The 20,303-nt window shown below is 67.7% G+C and carries 21 protein-coding genes and 1 pseudogene; 12 read left to right on the forward strand and 10 right to left on the reverse strand.

Annotated features, from left to right (window positions below):
- Positions 1-322: 322 nt before the first annotated feature.
- Positions 323-871 (forward strand): nuclear transport factor 2 family protein, encoded by a 549-nt coding sequence (locus ABZ824_RS01645; protein WP_356961064.1) that lies wholly within the window; start codon positions 323-325, stop codon positions 869-871.
- Positions 872-884: 13 nt separating this feature from the next.
- Here ABZ824_RS01645 and ABZ824_RS01650 read toward each other — a convergent pair whose 3' ends face one another.
- Positions 885-1,613, reverse strand: a complete 729-nt coding sequence (locus ABZ824_RS01650) for a TetR/AcrR family transcriptional regulator (RefSeq protein ID WP_355077722.1) — start codon at positions 1,611-1,613, stop codon at positions 885-887.
- Between the two features lie 637 nt (positions 1,614-2,250).
- On the opposite strand from ABZ824_RS01650, the gene ABZ824_RS01655 reads away from it, so the two are divergent.
- Positions 2,251-3,375: an MAB_1171c family putative transporter gene (locus ABZ824_RS01655; RefSeq protein ID WP_356961066.1), complete on the forward strand. Its 1,125-nt coding sequence runs from the start codon at positions 2,251-2,253 to the stop codon at positions 3,373-3,375.
- Here ABZ824_RS01655 and ABZ824_RS01660 read toward each other — a convergent pair.
- On the reverse strand, positions 3,372-3,773 hold the full coding sequence (locus ABZ824_RS01660; protein ID WP_355077719.1) for a PaaI family thioesterase: 402 nt from the start codon (positions 3,771-3,773) through the stop codon (positions 3,372-3,374). The genes ABZ824_RS01655 and ABZ824_RS01660 overlap by 4 nt on opposite strands.
- 179 nt (positions 3,774-3,952) lie before the next feature.
- On the opposite strand from ABZ824_RS01660, the gene ABZ824_RS01665 reads away from it, so the two are divergent.
- On the forward strand, positions 3,953-4,810 hold the full coding sequence (locus tag ABZ824_RS01665; RefSeq protein ID WP_356961068.1) for a cyclopropane mycolic acid synthase family methyltransferase: 858 nt from the start codon (positions 3,953-3,955) through the stop codon (positions 4,808-4,810).
- A 33-nt stretch (positions 4,811-4,843) separates the two neighbouring features.
- Here the strand turns inward: ABZ824_RS01665 and ABZ824_RS01670 are convergent, their stop codons facing one another.
- Together ABZ824_RS01670 and ABZ824_RS01675 are read right to left on the reverse strand one after the other, a co-directional pair.
- Complete coding sequence (locus ABZ824_RS01670) at positions 4,844-5,593, reverse strand: SDR family oxidoreductase (RefSeq protein WP_356961069.1); 750 nt, start codon at positions 5,591-5,593, stop codon at positions 4,844-4,846.
- 57 nt (positions 5,594-5,650) lie between these two features.
- Positions 5,651-6,022 carry a hypothetical protein gene (locus tag ABZ824_RS01675; RefSeq protein WP_356961071.1) on the reverse strand — a complete coding sequence of 124 codons (372 nt, stop codon included), beginning with the start codon at positions 6,020-6,022 and terminating at the stop codon, positions 5,651-5,653.
- A gap of 437 nt (positions 6,023-6,459) precedes the next feature.
- Between ABZ824_RS01675 and ABZ824_RS01680 the strand changes: the two are divergent.
- From ABZ824_RS01680 to ABZ824_RS01690, 3 genes and pseudogenes are all read left to right on the forward strand, one after another.
- Positions 6,460-7,242 (forward strand): annotated as a pseudogene (locus ABZ824_RS01680) (N-acetylmuramoyl-L-alanine amidase); the annotation flags it as partial.
- A gap of 670 nt (positions 7,243-7,912) precedes the next feature.
- Positions 7,913-8,947 carry a CobW family GTP-binding protein gene (locus tag ABZ824_RS01685; protein ID WP_356961072.1) on the forward strand — a complete coding sequence of 345 codons (1,035 nt, stop codon included), beginning with the start codon at positions 7,913-7,915 and terminating at the stop codon, positions 8,945-8,947.
- A 185-nt stretch (positions 8,948-9,132) separates the two neighbouring features.
- The gene (locus ABZ824_RS01690; RefSeq protein WP_355077710.1) at positions 9,133-9,324 is read left to right on the forward strand and encodes a hypothetical protein; all 192 of its coding nucleotides are present in this window, start codon (positions 9,133-9,135) and stop codon (positions 9,322-9,324) included.
- On the opposite strand, the gene ABZ824_RS01695 is transcribed toward ABZ824_RS01690, so the two are convergent.
- The 4 genes from ABZ824_RS01695 to glp all read right to left on the reverse strand — a co-directional run bounded on the left by ABZ824_RS01695 (position 9,314) and on the right by glp (position 13,133).
- On the reverse strand, positions 9,314-10,327 hold the full coding sequence (locus ABZ824_RS01695; protein WP_356961074.1) for an AraC family transcriptional regulator ligand-binding domain-containing protein: 1,014 nt from the start codon (positions 10,325-10,327) through the stop codon (positions 9,314-9,316). The genes ABZ824_RS01690 and ABZ824_RS01695 overlap by 11 nt on opposite strands.
- Positions 10,328-10,448: 121 nt before the next feature.
- Complete coding sequence (locus ABZ824_RS01700) at positions 10,449-10,883, reverse strand: molybdenum cofactor biosynthesis protein MoaE (protein WP_355077707.1); 435 nt, start codon at positions 10,881-10,883, stop codon at positions 10,449-10,451.
- Positions 10,870-11,892 carry a bifunctional molybdenum cofactor biosynthesis protein MoaC/MoaB gene (gene moaCB / locus ABZ824_RS01705; RefSeq protein ID WP_356961076.1) on the reverse strand — a complete coding sequence of 341 codons (1,023 nt, stop codon included), beginning with the start codon at positions 11,890-11,892 and terminating at the stop codon, positions 10,870-10,872. The genes ABZ824_RS01700 and moaCB overlap by 14 nt, the downstream gene beginning before the upstream one ends.
- The gene (glp, locus tag ABZ824_RS01710; protein WP_356961078.1) at positions 11,889-13,133 is read right to left on the reverse strand and encodes a gephyrin-like molybdotransferase Glp; all 1,245 of its coding nucleotides are present in this window, start codon (positions 13,131-13,133) and stop codon (positions 11,889-11,891) included. The genes moaCB and glp overlap by 4 nt, the downstream gene beginning before the upstream one ends.
- A gap of 231 nt (positions 13,134-13,364) precedes the next feature.
- On the opposite strand from glp, the gene moaA reads away from it, so the two are divergent.
- Together moaA and ABZ824_RS01720 are read left to right on the forward strand one after the other, a co-directional pair.
- On the forward strand, positions 13,365-14,423 hold the full coding sequence (gene moaA / locus ABZ824_RS01715) for a GTP 3',8-cyclase MoaA (RefSeq protein ID WP_356961080.1): 1,059 nt from the start codon (positions 13,365-13,367) through the stop codon (positions 14,421-14,423).
- Positions 14,416-14,658 (forward strand): MoaD/ThiS family protein, encoded by a 243-nt coding sequence (locus tag ABZ824_RS01720; protein ID WP_356961082.1) that lies wholly within the window; start codon positions 14,416-14,418, stop codon positions 14,656-14,658. The genes moaA and ABZ824_RS01720 overlap by 8 nt, the downstream gene beginning before the upstream one ends.
- Before the next feature lie 125 nt (positions 14,659-14,783).
- On the opposite strand, the gene nadE is transcribed toward ABZ824_RS01720, so the two are convergent.
- The gene (nadE, locus tag ABZ824_RS01725) at positions 14,784-15,608 is read right to left on the reverse strand and encodes an ammonia-dependent NAD(+) synthetase (protein ID WP_355078740.1); all 825 of its coding nucleotides are present in this window, start codon (positions 15,606-15,608) and stop codon (positions 14,784-14,786) included.
- Between the two features lie 22 nt (positions 15,609-15,630).
- On the reverse strand, positions 15,631-16,236 hold the full coding sequence (locus ABZ824_RS01730; protein ID WP_355078829.1) for a helix-turn-helix domain-containing protein: 606 nt from the start codon (positions 16,234-16,236) through the stop codon (positions 15,631-15,633).
- Positions 16,237-16,379: 143 nt separating this feature from the next.
- Between ABZ824_RS01730 and ABZ824_RS01735 the strand changes: the two genes are divergently transcribed.
- From ABZ824_RS01735 to nrdE, 4 genes are all read left to right on the forward strand, one after another.
- The gene (locus ABZ824_RS01735) at positions 16,380-16,949 is read left to right on the forward strand and encodes an NAD(P)H-dependent oxidoreductase (RefSeq protein WP_355078741.1); all 570 of its coding nucleotides are present in this window, start codon (positions 16,380-16,382) and stop codon (positions 16,947-16,949) included.
- Positions 16,950-17,341: 392 nt separating this feature from the next.
- On the forward strand, positions 17,342-17,575 hold the full coding sequence (locus tag ABZ824_RS01740) for a redoxin NrdH (protein WP_039799742.1): 234 nt from the start codon (positions 17,342-17,344) through the stop codon (positions 17,573-17,575).
- Positions 17,576-17,642: 67 nt separating this feature from the next.
- Positions 17,643-18,104 (forward strand): class Ib ribonucleoside-diphosphate reductase assembly flavoprotein NrdI, encoded by a 462-nt coding sequence (gene nrdI, locus ABZ824_RS01745; RefSeq protein ID WP_355078742.1) that lies wholly within the window; start codon positions 17,643-17,645, stop codon positions 18,102-18,104.
- Positions 18,105-18,166: 62 nt separating this feature from the next.
- Positions 18,167-20,248, forward strand: coding sequence for a class 1b ribonucleoside-diphosphate reductase subunit alpha (gene nrdE, locus ABZ824_RS01750; RefSeq protein ID WP_356962413.1), 2,082 nt, complete (start codon positions 18,167-18,169; stop codon positions 20,246-20,248).
- Positions 20,249-20,303: the final 55 nt, after the last annotated feature.

The raw sequence follows: 20,303 nt of genomic DNA on the forward strand, positions 1-20,303 counted from the left end.
GGTTCCGCGGTAGGAGGTCAGTGTCCACCCATGGTAGGAGCGGCGATTCGCGAAGGTCAATACGGAATCGTGCGGGCGGTTACCGAAAACCATTGCTGGGCAAGTAATGCCGAATTCGTCATCAACGCAGTTCAGAGGGGGTATGACGGGATTATTCCGGCGTTATTACAGAGTTATCGAGCGGTGGAACCGGTGTGAATTACATCGTTATTCCGATGTTATTCCGTACCGTCCGGCTCCGGAGCGCCGGAAGGTGTTGAGCGCGCGGTCCATTCGTGGCTACGATGGCTCGTCGAAAAGCACTGGCTGAAAGGCGATGGGCGTGGATTCGTACAACACCGGGCAGTTCCGTATCGAGGCGGAGGCCGAACCCATCGAAAGCCTGGAGTGGCTGCTGGCGTTCACCGAGCAATACATCGCGGGGTGGAACAGCGGTGACGGCGCGGCGGTCGCGAAATGCGTCACCGAGGACACGATCTGGCACGACCCTTCGCTGGACGCGCCCGCGCACGGCCGGGCGGGTGTGGAGAAGTTCGTCGCCGACACGGTGCGCTCGTTCCCGGATGTCGCCTACGCCAACCCGTTTCCGCCGGTACTCGCCGCGGACGGCCGGCTGGCCTTGGTGCCGTGGCGGATGACCGGCACCCATCTCGGCCCCATCGACCCGCCCGGTTTCGGCCCGACCGGCAAGAAGCTCGATCTGCTTGTCATCGACGCGTGGCAGTTCCGTTCCGGGCTGATCTGGCGCAGCCAGGCCACCTGGGATCTCACGGAGATGCTGCTGCAATTGGGTCTGATGCCGCCGCGCGGAAGCGCCGCCGAGCGCGCGATGGCGCGCGCCCAGCGATTCCGGTCCAAGCTGCCCTTCTGATCCGGGCGGGGGTTCACTCGCCGAACAGCGTGGCGAACCGCTCCACCGCGAGCAGGACCGAAGCGCCGACGGATTCCAGCTCGGCGCCCATGCCTACGAGCAGATTCACGATCGCGGGCACCAGCACTTCGAGCAGACCGTCGTCGCCCAGGTGACCGGCCATCTCCAGTTGGACGAAGCCGAACAGTCCCATCCACAGCTGCGCCGCGGCGGACCGCACGTCCGGGGTGTTGATCAGCCCGGCGTCCTGCGCGCGCTGCACCGCCCCGACCACGTGGTCGAAGGTTTCCGCGTAGTGCTCGAACTCCGAATCGTGCCCGGCCACCAGCACATTGCCGCGATTGATCTTCAGGTCGATGCGTGTCCCGGTGCCGAACATCAGCTGGAAGAGTTCCGGCCGCCGCTGGGCCTCGTCGCGGAACACCAGGCCGAGCACGAGCAGGTCGGTGATCGGCTCGTCGCTCACCCCGGCCGCGGTCATACGCTCGGCCAGTTGCGCGAAGCCCGCGGAACCCGCCGCCCGGATCAGGCCGGGCATCCCGCCGAAGTTGGAGTACACCGCCATCGTGGAGACCCCGCACATACGGGAAACGCGGCGGACGGTGAGCGCGTGCAAACCCTCGGTCGACACCACCTCGACGGTCGCGTCGATCAGGCGATCGCGCAGCGCGGTGTTCATCGTGTCCGTCCCGGCGGCCGGGCGCACGGCTAGTTCGGTTGTTCCGGCAGTCTGCTTGCTCATCGCTTCCGTTTCCCCCGGCGCCATCACGCCGTGACGCATAGATGCACTGGTGCGCTGTCTTCCGGAAGGCGGTATCGCCGCTCGACCGCGGGCGCCCCGATCCTGATCACCGCGCGGGCCGCCGGTCTCGGCGCCGGGGGAACGAAGTCGATTTCGATCGATGCACCATCGATTCGCTCGGGCCGGAAAGCTGATCGTGGTTCATCGCGCACAGATATCTCCGTTCTTGCCGCACGAACGGGCGGGCAGAGCATGAGGTAGAGCCGCGTTCGCGGGCTACGAAGAGCAGGCGCACCCGCCGGGAGGTGCGTGTCGGAGGTGAGTGTCGTCACTGAAACTCTATGTGATACAGCGTAACATCCACAGCGATTCCGCCGAATGTTTTGTGTCCTTATGGAATTGGCTGTTCGGCACGCTGTTGTGACATTCGCCGACGGCGCGGCGGAAGTTCTGGGGCCGGTGACAAACGATGTCCGCCCCGCGCTCGGCACGCGATGTCGATAATTGGACAAATAAGACATCGGTTCGGTGCATGCCTCGGCTATCGGTTGCCGCCGATTCTTGTTCCGCGTGGTCACGAACACGCGACAACGTTATCGTTCGCAAGGGACAGTTTCGTGGGTGGGGAGGTCGGCCGATGACGGCATCGATTCCGGGAATCATCGCGTGGCCGGTCGTCGGCTTCGTCGCGGCCGTCTTCGCGGGCCGGTGGTTGCTGGTACGCGACACGATCGTCGACCGGCTGCTGAACAAGCTGTTCGGGTGGGGATTGCTGAGTCTGCTGCTGTATCGCTGCGGCATGACGCCCGGCATCGCGAGTCTCGCCCATCAGCTCGCACTGGGTTGCACGGTGATGTCATCGATGTGCTTGCAAGGGATCGTCCGCATCTGGGCGTTGGGCGCGGAACCGGCCGCGATCCGGCGCAGGCACCGCGTCTGCTGCACGCTGGCGGCCGCGTCCACCGCCGCGATCCTGCTGGCGGGCACGTCGGCGCGACAGGACGGCAGGCTGGTCGAGCTGACCCTCGACACCGAGGGCGTGGTGGTGTGGACCGCGTTCGGCCTCCCGCTGCTGCTGAACGTGTGGCTGCTGGCGCGCATGTGCGCGCATGAACTGCGGGCCGGTGGCATCGGATTGGCGGGAAAGCTGGTGTGTGGCACGCTGATCTGGGCGGCGACCCTCTTCGGGGCGAATCTGGTGCTGTCGACGGTGTGGGTCGTCACCGGATGGCAAGGCTTGGGCGCGCAGATGGTCAGGGTCGAAACGACGGTCACCCTGTGCCTGTTGGTCGACGCGACGTTGGTCGCGATTCCGCTGGTCCAGACGTTGCTGGCGATGGCGGAACTGGATCGGGCCGGACGCGCCGGTCGCAGGCTGCGCCCGCTGTGGCGGGATCTCACCACCGCGGTGCCCGAGATCGTGCTGCGGCTCGCGGCCGGTGAGCAGGCCGACCCGGAGACCCGGCTGATGCGCATGACCGTGGAGATCCAGGACGCGCTGCTGCAACTCGGCCGCTACGCCCCGACGTCGGTGATGGCAGGCTCGGGATGTCCGCTGACCGACTACGCGCACCAAGTGGCGTGCGCGGCGCTCGCGCGCGAGGCGGGAGCGGCCCCGATCGGATCGTCCCCGGCCCGGTTGCCGGTCCCGGCGCCCGATTTCGACGCCGGGCTGCGGCAACTGCTCGATCTCGCCCGGGTGTGGCCCGTGGCCCGCGCGGCGGCGGGCGACCGAGTCCCCTCGGCCGTCGGCGTCGGCTAGAGCACCGCTTGGGTCTGGGTGACCTTCGCGACCAGCTTGTCCGCGTCGTCCCGGATCACCGTCTCGACCACGACGAACGAGCGTCCGGCGTGCAGCGGCATGGCCGACGCGACGGCGTATCCGGAACGGACCGCGCGCAGGAAGTTCGTCTTCGACTCCACCGTGGTGGTGCCCTGCTTGCCCTCCGGCAGGTTGAGGAACGCGCAGACCGCGCCGGTGGCGTCGGCCAGCGACATCAGCACCCCGCCGTGCAGCACGCCGCCCAGCGTGCACAGCGATTCGTCCCAGGCCAGGCGGCTGCGCACCAGCTCGGGCCCGTGCGCGAGCACCTCGACGCCGAGGCGTTCGGTGAACGGCATGGTCTGGTGGAACAACTTGGTGCCCGTCTCATCGATCATGTCCGCGATCTTGCCTGCCGCGGGTCACGGAGTCGATTACCTCGCGGGTAATCGACCTTCTTCCGCCGCCGTTGCCGAACGGTGACCCGCACATCGGTTGCGTATCGGTCCGCGTGCGGCGAAACGCGGCGGCGGCGCGCGGGTATCAACTGTTGAACCCGATGAACAGGAGAAACGCGATGACCAACCTCCAACCGTTCTATCGGCAGGTGCAGGCCCACTACGACCTCTCCGACGAGTTCTACGCACTCTTCCTCGACCCGACGATGACCTACAGCTGCGCCTGGTTCGAGCGACCGGACATGACGTTGGAGCAAGCGCAGCGCGCGAAGATCGACCTGGCCCTGGGCAAGCTCGACCTGCGGCCGGGGATGACTCTGCTGGACGTCGGCTGCGGGTGGGGGTCGACGATGCTGCGCGCCGCCACGGCCTACGGCGCCACGGTCGTGGGTCTGACGCTCAGTCGCAACCAGTACGACTACGTCAGGGACAAGATCGAGCGCGAGCGCATCCCCGGTGTGCAGGTCCGGCTGCAGGGTTGGGAGGAATACGAGGGCGAAGTCGACCGGATCGTCAGCATCGGCGCGTTCGAGCACTTCCGGCGGTCGCGCTACGAGACGTTCTTCCAGCGGTGTCACCGGATGCTGCCGCCGGACGGCAGGATGCTGCTGCACACGATCGTGGGGTGGACGTTGAAAGACATGCGGCGCATGGGCATACCGGTGACCCGGGACGACGCGCTGTTCCAGATCTTCATCAAACGAGAGATCTTCCCCGGCGGGCAGCTGCCGCATCCCGCCGAGGTCACGCGCCTGGCCGGGCGCGCCGGGTTGGGCACGGAGAAGATGCAGGAATTGCGGCCGCACTACGCGCGCACCCTCGACTGCTGGGCCGAGGCGCTGCGGGCGCATCGGGAGGAGGCGGTCGCCCTGGCATCCGAGGAGGTCTACCAGCGGTACATGAAGTATCTGACCGGGTGCGCGGCGCAATTCCGCGCCGGTCGCATCGATATCGTGCAATTCACGCTGGTCAAGTGACGCTGTTTCAGAGCCGCCCCGGCGGGGGCCGGTTCAGCTCATCCGCGCCACCACGGCGTCGGGGAGATGGGGGAGCGCGAGGTCGATCAGCCGCCACGGCCACCCGGGGACGCAGGCTCGGCGTCGCTCCTGCTCGATGGCGGCCACCATCGCCGCCACGCCCTTGTCCAGGGGCGCGACCATCCGCGCGTCGCCCGCCTTGGCCGCCATATCGGTGGCGATGAAACCCGGCAGCAGGGTGGTCACCCGGATCGGCGAGCGTGCCAATTCGGTGGACAGTGCCTCGCCGAGCGCGGCGAGCCCCGCCTTGCTCGCCGAATAGGCCGCCTTCTTGCCGGGCAGCCCGCGCACCGCGCTCATCGACGCGACGAGTACCAGGTGCCCCGCCCGCTGCGCGCGGAAGATCTCCAGCGCCGCTTCCGCCTGCGCGAGCGCGCTGACGAAGTTCGTAGTGGCCGTCGCGAGATTCGCGTCGGCCCGTCCGGTGCCGATCAGCGCTCCCTTGCCGATCCCGGCGTTGACGATCACCCGGTCCAAGCCGCCGAGTTCGTCGCGCAGTTCGCCGAAGACGGCCGGCACCGCCGCGTGGTCGTCCACGTCGAGCGCGCGCACCGCGACGGTGATTCCGGGATGACTCGCCACCAGCTCGTCGCGCAACTGTGTGAGCGCGTCCAGCCTGCGGGCGCACAGCGCGAGGTCGCGGCCATCGGCGGCGAAATCGCGCGCCATGGCGGCCCCGAGGCCCGCGCTCGCGCCGGTGATCAGAATCCTTTTTCGCGACATGCGGCTGACCTTATAAGGCACAGTCGGACGTCGTCCGTCGAGTGCGCCTCCGTCGTTTCAGTCGCCGGAGGAGCCGGTCGGCGGCGCTGTCGACAGCAACCGCCACGGCCCGCAGTTCTCGGTCTTGAACCCGACGTCGGTCGGCTTGATCCGCACCCGGACCGGGCCGAGCCGGGTGTAGTTGTTCGCGATGATGTACTGCATGTTCGTGTTGTCGCCCTCGACCTTCCACAACCTGCGCCAATCACACGCGTAGGCGGGGTCGCTCGTGCCGGGCGCCTCCCAGAGACCGGGGACGATATCGACGCCGACCAAATAGACGCCATCCTGCGAGATGGTGTTCGCGGGTTCGGCCGTCGCCGTCGCCGCCGCGAGCAGGGTCACCGCGGAACTCATGGCTCCCGCGAGGAGGAGCGCGCTAGCACGCATATCGGTTCTCCTTGACTTGTACTCCCGCCGCGTCCACGGGTCGTCGTGCTCCCGCCGTCGCGGCCGACTCGAGAGATCCCCCGCATCTCCGCGGCAAGCATTACCAGAACCGACCAGGTGGTGTGCCGGAATCCGCGTTTCCGGACCGGACCACGCAGACCTCGCTATCGCCGAGAAAATTCCAGGCAATCCTGACGTATCGGGAAGTCGCCACGGATTTCGGCGTGCCGATCGAGACAGTTCCGACTCGCGTGCATTACGCTCTGCTATCTCTGCGCAAACCGCCGGGGCGGATCTGACCGCCGGGCATCGCGCATGCTGTAACAGTTCGATCACGCACCTTGCTTTGCTGATACATGCGTTGCCAGAGTGACCATTGGGTTTGGTGTTACAAGTGGGAAGGGAGGGGTGCTCCATCCCGGGGCACCGACCGCACTATGAAGCCAAGCATCGTCAAAGCCGGTATCTGCACCGCGGTCACGGCCGCGGTAACGGTGACGTTGTCCGGATTGCTTCCGGCCAGCGCGCAGGCGGCGCCGTCGCCGCTGGACATGTCGAAGAAGCTCGCAGGCAAGACTGTATTCCTGGACCCCGGCCACCAGGGGTCCAACCACTCCCAGGACTTGGCCAGACAGGTCAGCGATGGTCGCGGCGGCACCAAGGACTGCCAGACCACCGGCATGACCACGATGAACGGCGTTCCCGAGCACACCATCACCTGGAACGTCGCGCAGGTCGTCAAGACATCGCTGGAGACGCTCGGCGCGCACGTCGTGCTGAGCCGCCAGGACGATATGAACTGGGGCGGCTGCGTCGACGAACGGGCCCGCGCGGCGAGCCAGTCCGGCGCCGACGTCGCCGTGAGCATCCATGCCGACAGCGCGCCCGCGCAGGATCGCGGATTCCACCTGATCATCCCGGAGCTGCCCATCCCGAATCTGATCGTCGATCAGGTCCAGGCGGGAGCGGGACTCGCCGCGTCCAAGTCGGTGCGCGACGCGTATCGCGATGCGGGATTCCCGCCCGCCAACTACGGCGGGGTGGTGGACGGTCTGCAGACCCGCACGGACATCGCCGGGCCCGCGTTGACCACCGTTCCGCTCGTCTTCCTCGAGATGGGCAATGGCGCCAATCCCGAGGACGCGGCGTCGCTGGAGACACCGGACGGGCAGCTCAAGCACGCGATCGCGCTGACCACCGGCGTGGTCGGTTACCTGCTCGGCACACCGCAGCCGAGTGCCGCGCCGGATCAGCAGGGCGGCCAGAGCACCCCGCAGGGTGCGTCGTTCGACCATCCCGCGGTCGCCCCGGAAACGCCGCAGGCTCCGACGCCGGGAACGCCGCAGGCTCAGACGAACCCGTTCGCCCCCCAAGCCCAGACGAACCCGTTCGCTCCCCAGGCTCAGACGAACCCGGCGGTACCGCAGGCCCAGGTGATTCCCGCGGTGCCGCAGAGTTACACGACTCCCGGTGCGCCGCAGAGCCCTGCGGCACCGGCGGTGCCGCAGGCGCAGTCGGTTCCCAGCACCACGACGCCGAAACCGGCTCCAGGAACGGCGACACCGCAGTCACCCGGTGCGTCGGCGGCGCCGAAATCGCCGGGTACTTCCGGAACCCAGTCGCCGGGCACGCCGAACGCACAGCAGTCCCCCGGGGCCGCCGGGGGCAACGCTTCGATCATGGAGTTGCTGATGCCGTTGGCGAAGATGCTCGGGCTGGACAACAACGCCATCAGCACGGAGTTGATCAATCTCGGTTACAGCCTGGCGGGCATGCTGCTGGGCCCCGCGAAATAGTCCGCGCACCGAACCCACCGGACGCCACCCTCACCACGGCGAGGGTGGCGTCCGGCTTTTCCCGCGGGTCTCGCGGCGCACTAGGGTGAGCGGAATGGCTGACCGGATTCCTGTTGTGCTCGTCGCGGGGTTTCTCGGTTCGGGCAAGACCACGCTGCTCAATCATTTGCTGCGAAACAACCGGGGGACCCGGATCGGCGTGGTGGTCAATGACTTCGGGGCGATCAACGTCGATTCGATGCTGGTCGCCGGGCAGGTCGACGCGATGGTCTCGCTCGGCAACGGCTGCGTGTGCTGCGCCGTCGACGTCACCGAACTGGACGAGCTGTTCACCCGGCTCACGCAGCCGCGCGCCGGAATCGACGTGATCGTGGTGGAGGCCAGCGGCTTGGCCGAGCCGCGCAATCTCATCCGGATGGTGGTCGGCAGCGACAATCCGCGCCTGCGCTACGGCGGCCTGGTCGAGGTGGTCGACGCCGAACAGTTCCCGGACAGCAGTGCCCGGCATCCGGAGCTGCGCACTCATGTGCGGCTGGCCGACCTGGTGGTGGTGAACAAGGCCGATCGGGTGGCGCCCGAGCAGCTCGCACGGCTGCGTGCGGACATCGCGGCGCTGGTCGGCTCGGTGCCGGTGTACGCGACCACCCACGGCCGGATCGATCCCGGACTGCTGTTCGACCGACCGCGACGCGAACGCCGGCTGGTGGCCGAGCAACTGAGCTTCGACGAACTGCTGGTCGAGCACGAGCACCACGACCACGCCGGGCACCGCCATCTGCACGACGACTACACCAGCGTCTCCTTCGCCAGCGACCGGGAGCTGGACCCGCGCAAACTGATCGGCTTCCTGGAGGACCCGCCACCGGGATTGTTCCGGGCCAAGGGCTTCGCCGCCTTCGGGGTGGCGGGCGAACGCAGGAAATTCGTCCTGCACATGGTCGGCCGCCACATCGTCTTCGAGCCGGGTGGCTGGTCGCGCGGCGAATCGCGGGGGGCGCAGCTGGTGCTCATCGGTGCCGGTCTGCACACCGACAAGGCCATGGCGCGGCTTCGTGACACGGTGCACGACGACGCCGAACCGCTCGATTCGCAGAGCATGCTCGGGGTATGGCGTTATACGCCGCACTGAGCGCGCAGATTGGCGCGTTCGGTCGCGACATGTCGTGTTCGGTGCTGGTGACAGAGCGGTCTTTTCATGAGACTGGATGCGTGTCCGCCGGTCGGTGGGCACCGGGAGCGTATTGCCGCGCGCGGCGCCGCTCGGCAGCCGATCCGTTACCGACCGAATCGTCCTGCGACCGATGGGAGTTTCCCGTGTCAGATTCCATGGAGAGCGCCACCGCGTACGTCATCGAGGTGCTGGAGGCCAAGGGCACCGCCACCCGCGACGACTTCGACGTTCCCGCGATCGTCGCCGAGACCCACGCACTCACCAACAGCTGGGATTTCCGGGCGATCGAGGACGCGACCTTCTGGTCGATCGCCGCGCGTTTCCTCAGGCCGTGAAGCTCCGCTCGGTGCGCGGCGCGTGGGTGGCCAGCGACCAGCGCCGAGCCGCGCGCCGCAGCGATCCCGGGTCGGAGTAGCCGAGGATCTCGGCTTGGCGCGAGGGGCTCAGCGGCCCCGTGGCGGTCGCGGCGACCAGCCGCGCGCCGCGCGCCCGGTCCAGCTCGGCACGCCACGTGGTACCCGCCTCGCGCAACCGCCGCTGGAGCGTGCGCGGGCTGGTGGCCAGCCTCCGCGCCACCCGCTCCAGGGACGCGTCGCCGTCCTCCAGGCAGTCCGCCAGGGCGGCCGCGACGCGTTCGGGCCATGCGGTGGCCAGCGGCGGCGGTGGCGGAAGCGCAGCGGCCAAGGGTTGCAGAATGCCGACCAGGACCGGATCGCTGGTGGTCAGCGGCAGATCCATGTCCGAGGCGCGGAAGGTCATAGCGTCCACCGGCGCGTCGAACTCGATCGCGGTGGTGCCGAACACCTCGATGAAGGTGTCGATCTTGGTGGGCGCGTGCTGGCGCAGCGCGACCCGCACCGGGGCCAGCGGTTCACGCACCACGCGCCGCGCCCGGCTGAGCACCGCGCTCAGCCCCCAGAGTTGGGTGAGATCGCGGCCGCGGCCTTCCCCGTCGATCATGTCCAGATACAAGGTGACTTCGTCGTCGTTCTCCGCGACCAGGTCGAACCGGTGGTTGGTAGTCACCGCAGTGACGTACGGACCGCAGGTCGCCAGTCCGGCCCCCAGTGTCGGCGCCGAGGAGAACAGATAGTCGTAGAGCCCCAGGCAGGTCAGTTCGTAGCGGCTCGCCACGTTCAGGGCGACGTCCGGATCGCCGAGTTCGAGTTCACCGATCTCCCACAGCCGGGAGAACATCTGGCTGGGCAGGTGCAGGTCGTCGCCCACCATGGTCCACTCCGGCAATCCGGTTTCCCGGAGCAGCCGGTCGCGGTCCACCCCGGCCGCGATGAGTTGCGAGATGACGAACCGGTGGAGCAGAACCTGATCGGTTCCCATCGCGTGCTCCCTTCTGCCACGCGACCGATCGGCGCACCGTCGGTCTCCGAGTGAAGCGATACCGCGCGCACACGCTATACCGGACGTGTTGATTCGTCATGAGAATCACGTCACGGTCAGATCACCCGCAGGCGTTCACCCATTCCGACAGTCCGTCGGCGAACAGCTGGCGCTTCCAGATCGGAACTTCGTGTTTGATCCGGTCCACCAGTTCCGCGCATGCCGCGAACGCCGCGCCGCGATGCGCCGCCGCCACCGCGACGACGATCGCGCGGTCACCGATGTCGAGCGAGCCGACGCGGTGCACGGCCGCGACCGGCAGGCCGTGCGTGGCGGCGAGTTCGGCGCAGACGGTGTGCAGGAACCGCTCCGCCTGCGGGTGCGCGGAGTATTCCAGGGCCGAAACGGCTTGTCCGCCATCGTGGTCGCGGACTTTCCCGGTGAACACCACGACAGCGCCGTAATGCGATCCGGACACCGCCTCCTCGACCTCCGCTGGGTCCAGCGGCTGGTCGCTGATCCGGGCGAGCCGGACCGTAGCCTCAGCCGTTGTCATGACTTCCACCTCCGGCGACTTGTGCGAGCAGATGATCCAGCAGCGGTTCCAGCACCGCGATGCCGTCTTTCACGCCGCCCGGCGACCCGGGCAGATTCACGATCACCGAGCGTCCCGCGAGTCCCGCCACGCCGCGGCTCAGCGCCGCCAGCGGGAACTTCGCGGTGCCGCGCTGCCGGATCGCCTCCGCCACACCGGGTAGTTCGCGATCGAGCAAGGCGAGGGTGGCCTCCGGGGTGGCGTCGGTGGGGGAGGCTCCGGTCCCACCGGTGCTGATGACGAGTGCGGGTTCGAAGCGCAGCGCGTCGGCGAGCCCGAATTCGATCTCGGCGTCGGCGTAGACCAGGGGGCCCCGCACCGAGAAGCCGAGGCCGGACAGCCAGTCCACGAGCACCGGACCGGTGGTGTCGACGCGGGTGCCCGCCGCGACCCCGGTCGACGCGACCAGCACCACGGCCGAGCGTTCCTCCTCGTCGAATTCGGGCTCGGCGTAGTCGGCGGTGACCGGCTCGTCCTCGCTCTCGTCCGAGGCCGCGTCGTCGGGGCGCTCCCAATGACCGTGTTTGCCGCCTTCTTTGGTCAGCAGGCGCACGCCGGTGAGCACTGCCGCGGGGTCGACCGCCTTCACCATGTCGTGCAGGGTGAGACCCGCGACCGCGACCGCGGTGAGCGCCTCCATCTCGACACCCGTCGGACCCTTGGTCTTCGCGGTGGCCTCGATGGTGATGGCGGTGTCGGTGAAACCGAACTCCACCCGCACCGACGACAGCGCCAGCTGATGGCACAGCGGGATCAACTCGGAGGTCTTCTTCGCCCCCGCGATGCCCGCGATGCGGGCGGTGGACAGCACGTCCGCCTTCGGCATGTCGTCGGCCCGTACCAGCGCGACCACCTCGGCCGTGGTGCGCAACTCGCCTGCCGCGACGGCGATCCGGGTGGTCTCGCTCTTCGCGCTCACATCGACCATGCGGGCGCGACCTTCGTGGTCGACATGGGACAACTCGCTCATAAGGTCCACACTCGCACAACCGCGCCCGCGGGCAGAGCGGTGACCTCGGCGGGTACATCGATCAGCACGTCGGCTTTCGCCATGGCCGCCACGAGATGCGAGCCCGGACCGGACACCACCTCGACCGCACGCGGCCGTCCGGACGCGGACGACTCACTCGAGTGCCCACGGATCAGCCTCCCCCGCAGGAACTGACGCTTGCCCTCCGGCGAGCGCGGCACGGCGTTGAACAGGGGAAGCTCGTAGGTGTCCACCTCGGGCAGACCGGCGAGGCGCCGCAGGATCGGGCGGGCGAACACCTCGAACGACACCATCGTGCTGACGGGGTTGCCGGGGAAACTGAGCACCGGCACCCCGTCGACGACGGTCAGCCCTTGCGGGCCGCCCGGTTGCATCGCGACCGAGCCGAACCGCCCGCCCATCGGTTCGAGCACGTCCTTGACCACCTCGAAGTCGCCCTTGGACACACCACCGGAGGTGAACACCACATCGGCGCGCTCCATCGCGTCCGACAGCAGCCCGCGGAAACGCGCCGGATCGTCGGTACTGTGCGCCACCGAGACGACCTCGACGCCGTTCGCGGTGAGCGCCGCGGCGAGGGCGACGCCGTTGGAGTTGTAGATCTGGCCGGGGCGCAGCGGCTTTCCGGCCGCGACCAGCTCGTCGCCGGTGGTGATCACCGCGCCGCGCACCGCGCGGAAGACCGCCACCGCGGACAGCCCGACCGCGGCCAGGGCGGCGACATGCCGGGGCGCGAGCGTGGTGCCCGCCCGTGCGAGCAGGTCACCGGTCCGGACGTCCGTGCCGGGTTCCCGCACGAATTCCCCCGCGCTGCGGCCGCGCTCGATGGTCACCGTGCCGTCGCCGACGCGGGTGTCCTCCACCGGCACCACGCAGTCCGCGCCGGGCGGGATCGGCGCACCGGTCATCACCTTCATCGCCGCACCGGGCGGCAGCGGCGCGCGGCCTGCGGCTCCCGCCGCGACGACGCCTGCCAAAGGCAGGGTGACCGGCGCGACCAGCACCGATTCGGCACGCACCGCGTACCCGTCCATCGCGGAGTTGCGGAACACCGGCAGATCGATCGGCGAACGGACGTCTTCGGCCAGCTGCCTGCCCAGCGCCCGCGGCACCGCGACGCACTCGACCGCGCGCGCGGCCAGTGGCCGCAGCAGCTGTTCGATGCTGTCGCGATAGTCGTCGACGGGCCTGGCCGAGACGTCGGCGGGCCGAGGGTTCATGCGAGTCAGCCTAATGGGTGCGGTCGGACGTAGTCCGTCCTCAGCCTGCGCATGGCCGGAGCGAAGGCGGAGGTACGCCTAACGCCCGGTCCGGGCGGTTCTCCGCCTCTGCCGCCATACGCAGGTCGCCGGACGCCGTGGCGAGCCCTCACCGCCTGTCCGCGGCCGAAGTGAGCCGAAATCGAGCATTCCGCCCGCGAACGAATTGGGGCAGGCGGTCATAATGGACGTGTGACTCTGGTCGAGATCGGGATTCCGGCCGTGCGTTCCGGGCGTCCCTCGCTCGCCGGCCGTCCCGACACCCCCTATTTGCTGGATCGTTTCGGACGCGTCGCCCGCGACCTACGTGTGTCCATCACCGAGAAGTGTTCGCTGCGCTGTACCTATTGCATGCCGGAGGAGGGGCTGCCGGAGATTCCCCGGCACGAACTGCTCACGGTGGACGAGATCGTCCGGCTGGTGCGCCTCGCGGTGCTGGAGCTGGGGGTGCGCGAGGTCCGCTTCACCGGGGGCGAGCCGCTGATGCGCCGCGACCTGGAACAGATCATCTCGGGCTGTCATGCCGAGGTGCCGCACATCCCGCTGGCCATGACGACCAACGGCATCGGGCTGGAGCACCGCGCGATCGGCCTCGCCGCCGCCGGTCTGCACCGGGTGAACGTCTCGCTGGACACCGTGGATCGGGCCGGTTTCGCGCGGTTGACGCGCCGCGACCGCCTCGAATCGGTGTTCGCGGGCATCCGCGCCGCCCGCGCCGCCGGGCTGGCCCCGGTGAAGGTCAACGCCGTCTTGATGCGGGAGACGCTCTCCGGCGCGCCCGATCTGCTGCGCTGGTGCCTGGACGAGGGCTGTGAGCTGCGTTTCATCGAGGAGATGCCGCTGGACGCCGACCACGAGTGGGCCCGCGCCAACATGGTCACCGCCGCCGAACTGCTCGACGTGCTCGGCGCCCGGTTCTCCCTCGACGAGGTGGGCCGCTCCGATCCGTCGGCGCCCGCGGAGAAGTGGCTGGTCGACGGCGGGCCCGGCACCGTGGGCATCATCGCCACGGTGACCAGGAAGTTTTGCGACACCTGCGACCGCACCCGGCTCACCGCGGACGGCATGCTGCGCTCCTGCCTGTTCAGCGACCAGGAATTCGACCTGCGCCAGGCACTGCGCTCCGGCGCCGACGACGAGGAACTCGCGACGCTCTGGCGCGGTGCGATGTGGAACAAGTGGGCCGGTCACGGCATCGACGCCGAGGGCTTCGTCCCGCCGGAGCGGACGATGGGAGCCATCGGTGGTTGAGATCCGCTACTTCGCCGCGATCGCCGACGCCGTCGGCAAGGACGGCGAGACGCTCGACCTCCCGGCCGGAGCGACGGTGGCCGACCTGCGCGCGACCCTGGCGGCGGCCTACGGCCCGGACCTGGACAAGATGTTGTCGGTGTGCGCCTACCTGGTCGGTGACGAACTCACCCGAGATCCCGCGGTCGCGCTGAGCCCGCGCGTCGACGTCCTGCCACCCTTCGCGGGCGGCTAGGCGGCGCGTTCACATCCAGCGCCGCCACGACCAGCTGTGCCAGGTGTCGATGAGGTGCGTGGTTTTCGTGAGCGACGACGCTGCACGGCGGCGCTCCTCGCCGGACGCCGAGGTCCCCCGAAGGGCTAGCGCCACCAGGTGTCCAGCGGCGTCACCGGGACGGTGCGCTTGTGACGGGTGTTGTGGAAGATGCTCTCCAGCCGTTCGGCGACCTCGGGGGTCACCTCCTTGCCCTCCAGGTAGTCGTCGATCTCGCTGTAGCGCAGACCGAGCGCTTCCTCGTCGGGCAGGGCGGGCCGGTCGTCCTCCAGATCGGCGGTGGGCACCTTGGACCAGATGCTGGGGGGCGCGCCGAGTTCCTGGAGCAGGGCGGCGCCCTGGCGCTTGGTCAGACCGGTGAGCGGGGTCAGGTCGACGCCGCCGTCGCCGTACTTGGTGAAGAATCCGGTGACCGCCTCGGCCGCGTGGTCGGTGCCGACCACGAGCAGATTCTCCTGCCCGGCCAGCGCGTACTGGATCACCATGCGTTCGCGCGCTTTGATATTGCCGCGCACGAAGTCACGCAGCTGGTGGACCTGCAAGGCGGACGCCGCCTCGGCGGCCGCGGCGTTCGCGCTGGGCCGGACGTTGACCACGACCTGCCGGTCGGGCCGGATGAACGTCAGGGCGGTGCGCGCGTCGGCCTCGTCGGCCTGGACGCCGTAGGGCAACCGCACGGCGAGGAAGGTCGCGTCCACGCTGTCCGCGCGCAGTTCTTCGGCCGCGAGCTGGCATAACCGGCCCGCGAGAGCGCTGTCCTGTCCGCCGCTGATGCCGAGGACGAAACCTCGTGCGGGAGTCGCGTTCAGATAGTCCTTGAGGAAATCGACCCGGCGGCGGATCTCTTCCTTCGGTTCGATCGTGGGCCGGACGCCCAATTCACTGATGATCTGTGCACGCAGGTTCCCCATGGCGCCCGAGTCTACTGGCGGCTCAGCGGGCGACGACGCGCCGAACGACGAGCTCCCAGTTGTCGCCGATCTGCTCGCGGGTGAAGCCGAGCACTTGCATCTGGTGCATGACCAGCGCCGCGCCGAGCATCGCCAGCAGCCAGTCGGCGACCAGCGCGACCTCCCCGGGCACGTCGGCCTGCCGCAACAGCATCACGACGTGCGCGCGCTGTAGTCCGTACGGCCCACCGGAATAGCGTTCGCTCGCCTCGCCGAGCTCGGCGGCGCGGTGTAGCTCGCCTGCCACCTCGATGTCCAGGAGCCTGGCCCGCCCGAAGGCGACCAGTCGTTCCACCGGGGGCGCGCCCGGTCCGAGCGGCGGCGGCCCGAAGATGAACGACTCCTGGTACTTCCGCTCCGAGTGGTCCAGCAGCGCGAGCAGCAGGCCGGATCTGCTTCCGAACCGCCGGAACACCGTGCCCTTGCCGACCCCGGCGCGTTTGGCCAGCGCGTCCATGGTGAGGCTGTCGACGCCTTGCTCTCGCACCAGTTGCTGCGCCGCGTCCAGGAGCAGTTGACGGTTGCGCGCCGCGTCGGCGCGCTCGGCGGGCTCCGAGGTGCCCGGCAATGGCGTGCCGACGTCGAGCAACCGAGGTGCGCCATCGGTCGACGCGTCCGGTGTGGGGTAGTTCACAGCGCTCACGCAGGCTCCGCGGGAAGTAATCGGACCATGGTCCGGTTAGTGTGTGGTGAACGTACGGACACCACCTCATCAGTACACCAGGAGTCGTCATGAGCCAGACCCGCATTCTCGCACTCGTCGGCAGCCTGCGCGCCGCGTCGGTCAACCGGCGGCTCGCCGAGGCCGCGGCGCACAGCGCGCCGGAGGGTGTCGAGGTCACTCTCTATGAAGGGCTCGCCGACATCCCGTTCTACAACGAGGACATCGATGTCCCCGGCTCCGTCCCCGCGGCCGCTCAGGCGCTGCGCGACGCGGTCGCCGAGGCGGACGGCCTGCTGGTGGTGACCCCGGAATACAACGGCACGCTGTCGGCGGTGCTGAAGAACGCGATCGACTGGGCTTCCCGTCCCTACGGCGCGGGAGCGATCAAGAGCAAGCCCACCGCCGTGGTGAGCGCATCGATCAGCCCGAACGCCGCCCAGTGGGCGCACGGCGACGCGGTCAAGGCGCTGGGCGTGGCGGGCGCGCGGGTGGTCGAGTCCGCGCACCTGCACTTCGGGGTCATCGGCGAGCGGTTCGGCGCCACGCATCCGCGTGACGATGCCGAGGCGCTGACCCAGCTGGCCGGTACGGTGCGCGACTTGGTGGAGGCCACGCGCGGCGAATTGGCGTCGGTGTAAGCTCCTTCTCCGGTCTGAACGAGGGCCATCGCTGCAGGGCGCAGCGGTGGCCCTCTTCGTTTGCCAGAAAGTTTGCTGAAAGTAAGCTGACACGCCGTGGAGTGATCTGCGCCACTGTTTTGCATCGGGGTGAATCGAGCGTACTGGTACTTCTCTCGATGGAATTTCATCAATGTGACTCGCTACATGTCGTGTTGTAGGAATCTGTCGGCCACTAGGTGTAGTGTCTTCGGTACTGGAAGACGGCGAGAGACCTCACTCGGCACGAGTCGGCCACAGGTGGCTGATCAGGGGATTCGAGCTCGGATCCAGGAGTTTGCGCAGCATACGTCGGATCGTGAATTGCAACGGATCACAGGCTGTGGATCAGGCACAAGGAGAGAGGGACATCAATGACCGTCACCGTGTACACCAAGCCCGCTTGCGTCCAGTGCAACGCCACCTACAAGGCCCTCGACAAGGCCGGGGTGGACTACGAGGTCATCGACATCTCGGAGAACGACGAGGCGCGTGACTACGTCATGGCACTCGGGTACCTGCAGGCGCCGGTCGTGGTGGCCGGGGACGATCACTGGTCGGGCTTCCGTCCCGACCGCATCAAGTCGCTCGCGACCGTGGCGGCCTGACGCTTCCACCGCTTCCGGTTCATCCGAGGGCGAGCGCTACGGCGCTCCCGAGAAGAGGAAGGCGACCATGTCGGAGACGACGGCGCTGGTCTACTTCTCCAGCGCTTCGGAGAACACGCATCGCTTCGTCGAGAAGCTGGGTCTCCCGGCGACTCGCATACCACTGCACACCGCCGACTCACTGCGCGTAGACCATCCGTACGTGCTGATCGTCCCCACCTACGGGGGCGGTCGGCACGTACTGGGGGGCGATCGTTCCGACAAGGACTTCGTGCCGAGGCAGGTCGCCAAGTTCCTCAACGACCCGCACAACCGCGCGTTGCTGCGCGGGGTGATCGCGGCGGGCAACACGAACTTCGGCGACACCTTTTGCTACGCGGGCGAGCTCATCGCACGCAAGTGCGGGGTGCCGTACCTGTATCGCTTCGAACTCATGGGAACCGCTGAGGACGTCGAGCGCGTCCGAGAGGGATTGGGATTGTTTTGGCAACAGCAACGACAGCACCGGCCGGAAAGACAGCTCGCTTAGAGCAGCCCCCGGTCCGCGGCGGCGAGGCGGGCGAGGTCCTCGACTACCACGCCCTCAACGCGATGCTGAACCTGTACGGCCCGGACGGGGAGATCCAGTTCGACAAGGACCGTGAGGCCGCCCACCAGTACTTCTTGCAGCACGTCAATCAGAACACCGTCTTCTTCCACAACCTGGACGAGAAGCTGGACTACCTGATCGAGGAGAACTACTACGAGGCCGAGGTTCTCGAGCAGTACAGCCGCGCGTTCATCAAGAAGCTGTTCAAGCATGCCTACGCCAAGAAGTTCCGGTTCCCCACCTTCCTCGGCGCGTTCAAGTACTACACCTCGTACACACTGAAGACCTTCGACGGCAAGCGCTACCTGGAGCGGTTCGAGGACCGGGTGTGCATGGTCGCGCTCACGCTCGCCGCCGGTGACGAGGCGCTGGCGGGCCAACTCGTCGACGAGATCATCGAAGGCCGTTTCCAGCCGGCCACCCCGACCTTCCTGAACTCGGGCAAGAAGCAGCGTGGCGAGCCGGTGTCGTGCTTCCTGCTGCGCATCGAGGACAACATGGAGTCGATCGGGCGCTCGATCAACTCCGCGTTGCAGCTGTCCAAGCGCGGCGGTGGAGTGGCGCTGCTGCTGAGCAACATTCGCGAGCACGGTGCGCCGATCAAGAAGATCGAGAACCAGAGCTCGGGCGTCATCCCGATCATGAAGCTGCTCGAGGACTCGTTCTCCTACGCCAACCAGCTCGGCGCGCGGCAGGGCGCGGGCGCGGTCTACCTGCACGCGCACCACCCGGACATCTACCGGTTCCTGGACACCAAGCGGGAGAACGCGGACGAGAAGATCCGCATCAAGACGCTCTCGCTGGGCGTGGTCATCCCGGACATCACTTTCGAGCTGGCCAAGAAGAACGAGGACATGTACCTGTTCTCGCCGTACGACGTGGAACGCATCTACGGCAAGCCGTTCGCCGACATCGACGTCACCGAGAAGTACTACGAGATGGTCGACGACAAGCGCATCCGCAAGTCGAAGATCAAGGCGCGCGAGTTCTTCCAGACCATCGCCGAGTTGCAGTTCGAGTCGGGTTATCCGTACATCATGTTCGAGGACACGGTGAACCGGGCAAACCCGATCGCGGGCAAGATCACCCACTCCAACCTGTGCTCGGAGATCCTGCAGGTCTCCACGCCGTCGGAGTTCAACGACGATCTGTCCTACGCCAAGGTGGGCAAGGACATCTCCTGCAACCTCGGGTCGCTGAACATCGCCAAGACGATGGACTCACCCGATTTCGCGCAGACCATCGAGGTGGCCATCCGGGCGCTGACGGCGGTGTCGGACCAGACCCACATCTACTCGGTGCCGTCCATCGAGCAGGGCAACAACCTCTCCCACGCCATCGGCCTCGGGCAGATGAATCTGCACGGCTACCTGGCGCGCGAACGGGTCCACTACGGGTCCGAAGAGGGCATCGACTTCACCGACATCTACTTCTACACCGTGGTCTATCACGCGATCCGGGCGTCGAATCGGATCGCGATCGAGCGCGGTACGTACTTCGGCGGCTTCCCCGAATCGAAGTACGCCAGCGGTGAGTACTTCGACAAGTACACCGATCAGGTGTGGGAGCCGAAGACCGAGCGCGTCCGGCAACTGTTCGCCGACGCGGGCGTGCACATCCCGACCCAGGACGACTGGCGCGAGCTGAAGGCCTCGGTCATGGAGCACGGCATCTACAATCAGAACCTGCAGGCGGTGCCGCCGACCGGGTCGATCTCCTACATCAACCACTCCACCAGCTCCATCCACCCGGTGGCGTCGAAGATCGAGATCCGCAAGGAAGGCAAGATCGGGCGCGTCTACTATCCGGCGCCCTACATGACCAACGACAACCTCGAGTACTACGAGGATGCCTACGAGATCGGCTACGAGAAGATCATCGACACCTACGCCGCGGCCACCCAGCACGTGGACCAGGGCCTGTCGCTGACGTTGTTCTTCAAGGACTCCGCCACCACCCGCGATCTCAACCGCGCCCAGATCTACGCCTGGCGCAAGGGCATCAAGACCCTCTACTACATCCGGCTGCGTCAGATGGCCTTGGAGGGAACAGAAGTCGAAGGTTGCGTCTCCTGCATGCTGTAGTTCGATAGCGAACAGGGGCCTCCGGCAGGGGGCCCTTTTTCGCATTCCGCGGCCG

It is taken from the genome of Nocardia sp. NPDC047038 (genome assembly GCF_040644075.1).
GTDB lineage: Bacteria > Actinomycetota > Actinomycetes > Mycobacteriales > Mycobacteriaceae > Nocardia > Nocardia sichangensis.

Coding starts and splice junctions, on each gene's coding strand:
- nrdE (WP_356962413.1), top strand. CDS start 18,167: ATGCTGAACCTGTACGGCCCGGACGGGGAGATCCAGTTCGACAAGGAC.
- moaCB (WP_356961076.1), bottom strand. CDS start 11,892: ATGAGCGAGTTGTCCCATGTCGACCACGAAGGTCGCGCCCGCATGGTC.
- nadE (WP_355078740.1), bottom strand. CDS start 15,608: ATGGGGAACCTGCGTGCACAGATCATCAGTGAATTGGGCGTCCGGCCC.
- ABZ824_RS01655 (WP_356961066.1), top strand. CDS start 2,251: ATGACGGCATCGATTCCGGGAATCATCGCGTGGCCGGTCGTCGGCTTC.
- ABZ824_RS01740 (WP_039799742.1), top strand. CDS start 17,342: ATGACCGTCACCGTGTACACCAAGCCCGCTTGCGTCCAGTGCAACGCC.
- ABZ824_RS01670 (WP_356961069.1), bottom strand. CDS start 5,593: ATGTCGCGAAAAAGGATTCTGATCACCGGCGCGAGCGCGGGCCTCGGG.
- ABZ824_RS01675 (WP_356961071.1), bottom strand. CDS start 6,022: ATGCGTGCTAGCGCGCTCCTCCTCGCGGGAGCCATGAGTTCCGCGGTG.
- ABZ824_RS01660 (WP_355077719.1), bottom strand. CDS start 3,773: ATGATCGATGAGACGGGCACCAAGTTGTTCCACCAGACCATGCCGTTC.
- ABZ824_RS01695 (WP_356961074.1), bottom strand. CDS start 10,327: ATGGGAACCGATCAGGTTCTGCTCCACCGGTTCGTCATCTCGCAACTC.
- ABZ824_RS01650 (WP_355077722.1), bottom strand. CDS start 1,613: ATGAGCAAGCAGACTGCCGGAACAACCGAACTAGCCGTGCGCCCGGCC.
- nrdI (WP_355078742.1), top strand. CDS start 17,643: ATGTCGGAGACGACGGCGCTGGTCTACTTCTCCAGCGCTTCGGAGAAC.
- glp (WP_356961078.1), bottom strand. CDS start 13,133: ATGAACCCTCGGCCCGCCGACGTCTCGGCCAGGCCCGTCGACGACTAT.
- ABZ824_RS01685 (WP_356961072.1), top strand. CDS start 7,913: ATGGCTGACCGGATTCCTGTTGTGCTCGTCGCGGGGTTTCTCGGTTCG.
- ABZ824_RS01735 (WP_355078741.1), top strand. CDS start 16,380: ATGAGCCAGACCCGCATTCTCGCACTCGTCGGCAGCCTGCGCGCCGCG.
- ABZ824_RS01700 (WP_355077707.1), bottom strand. CDS start 10,883: ATGACAACGGCTGAGGCTACGGTCCGGCTCGCCCGGATCAGCGACCAG.
- ABZ824_RS01665 (WP_356961068.1), top strand. CDS start 3,953: ATGACCAACCTCCAACCGTTCTATCGGCAGGTGCAGGCCCACTACGAC.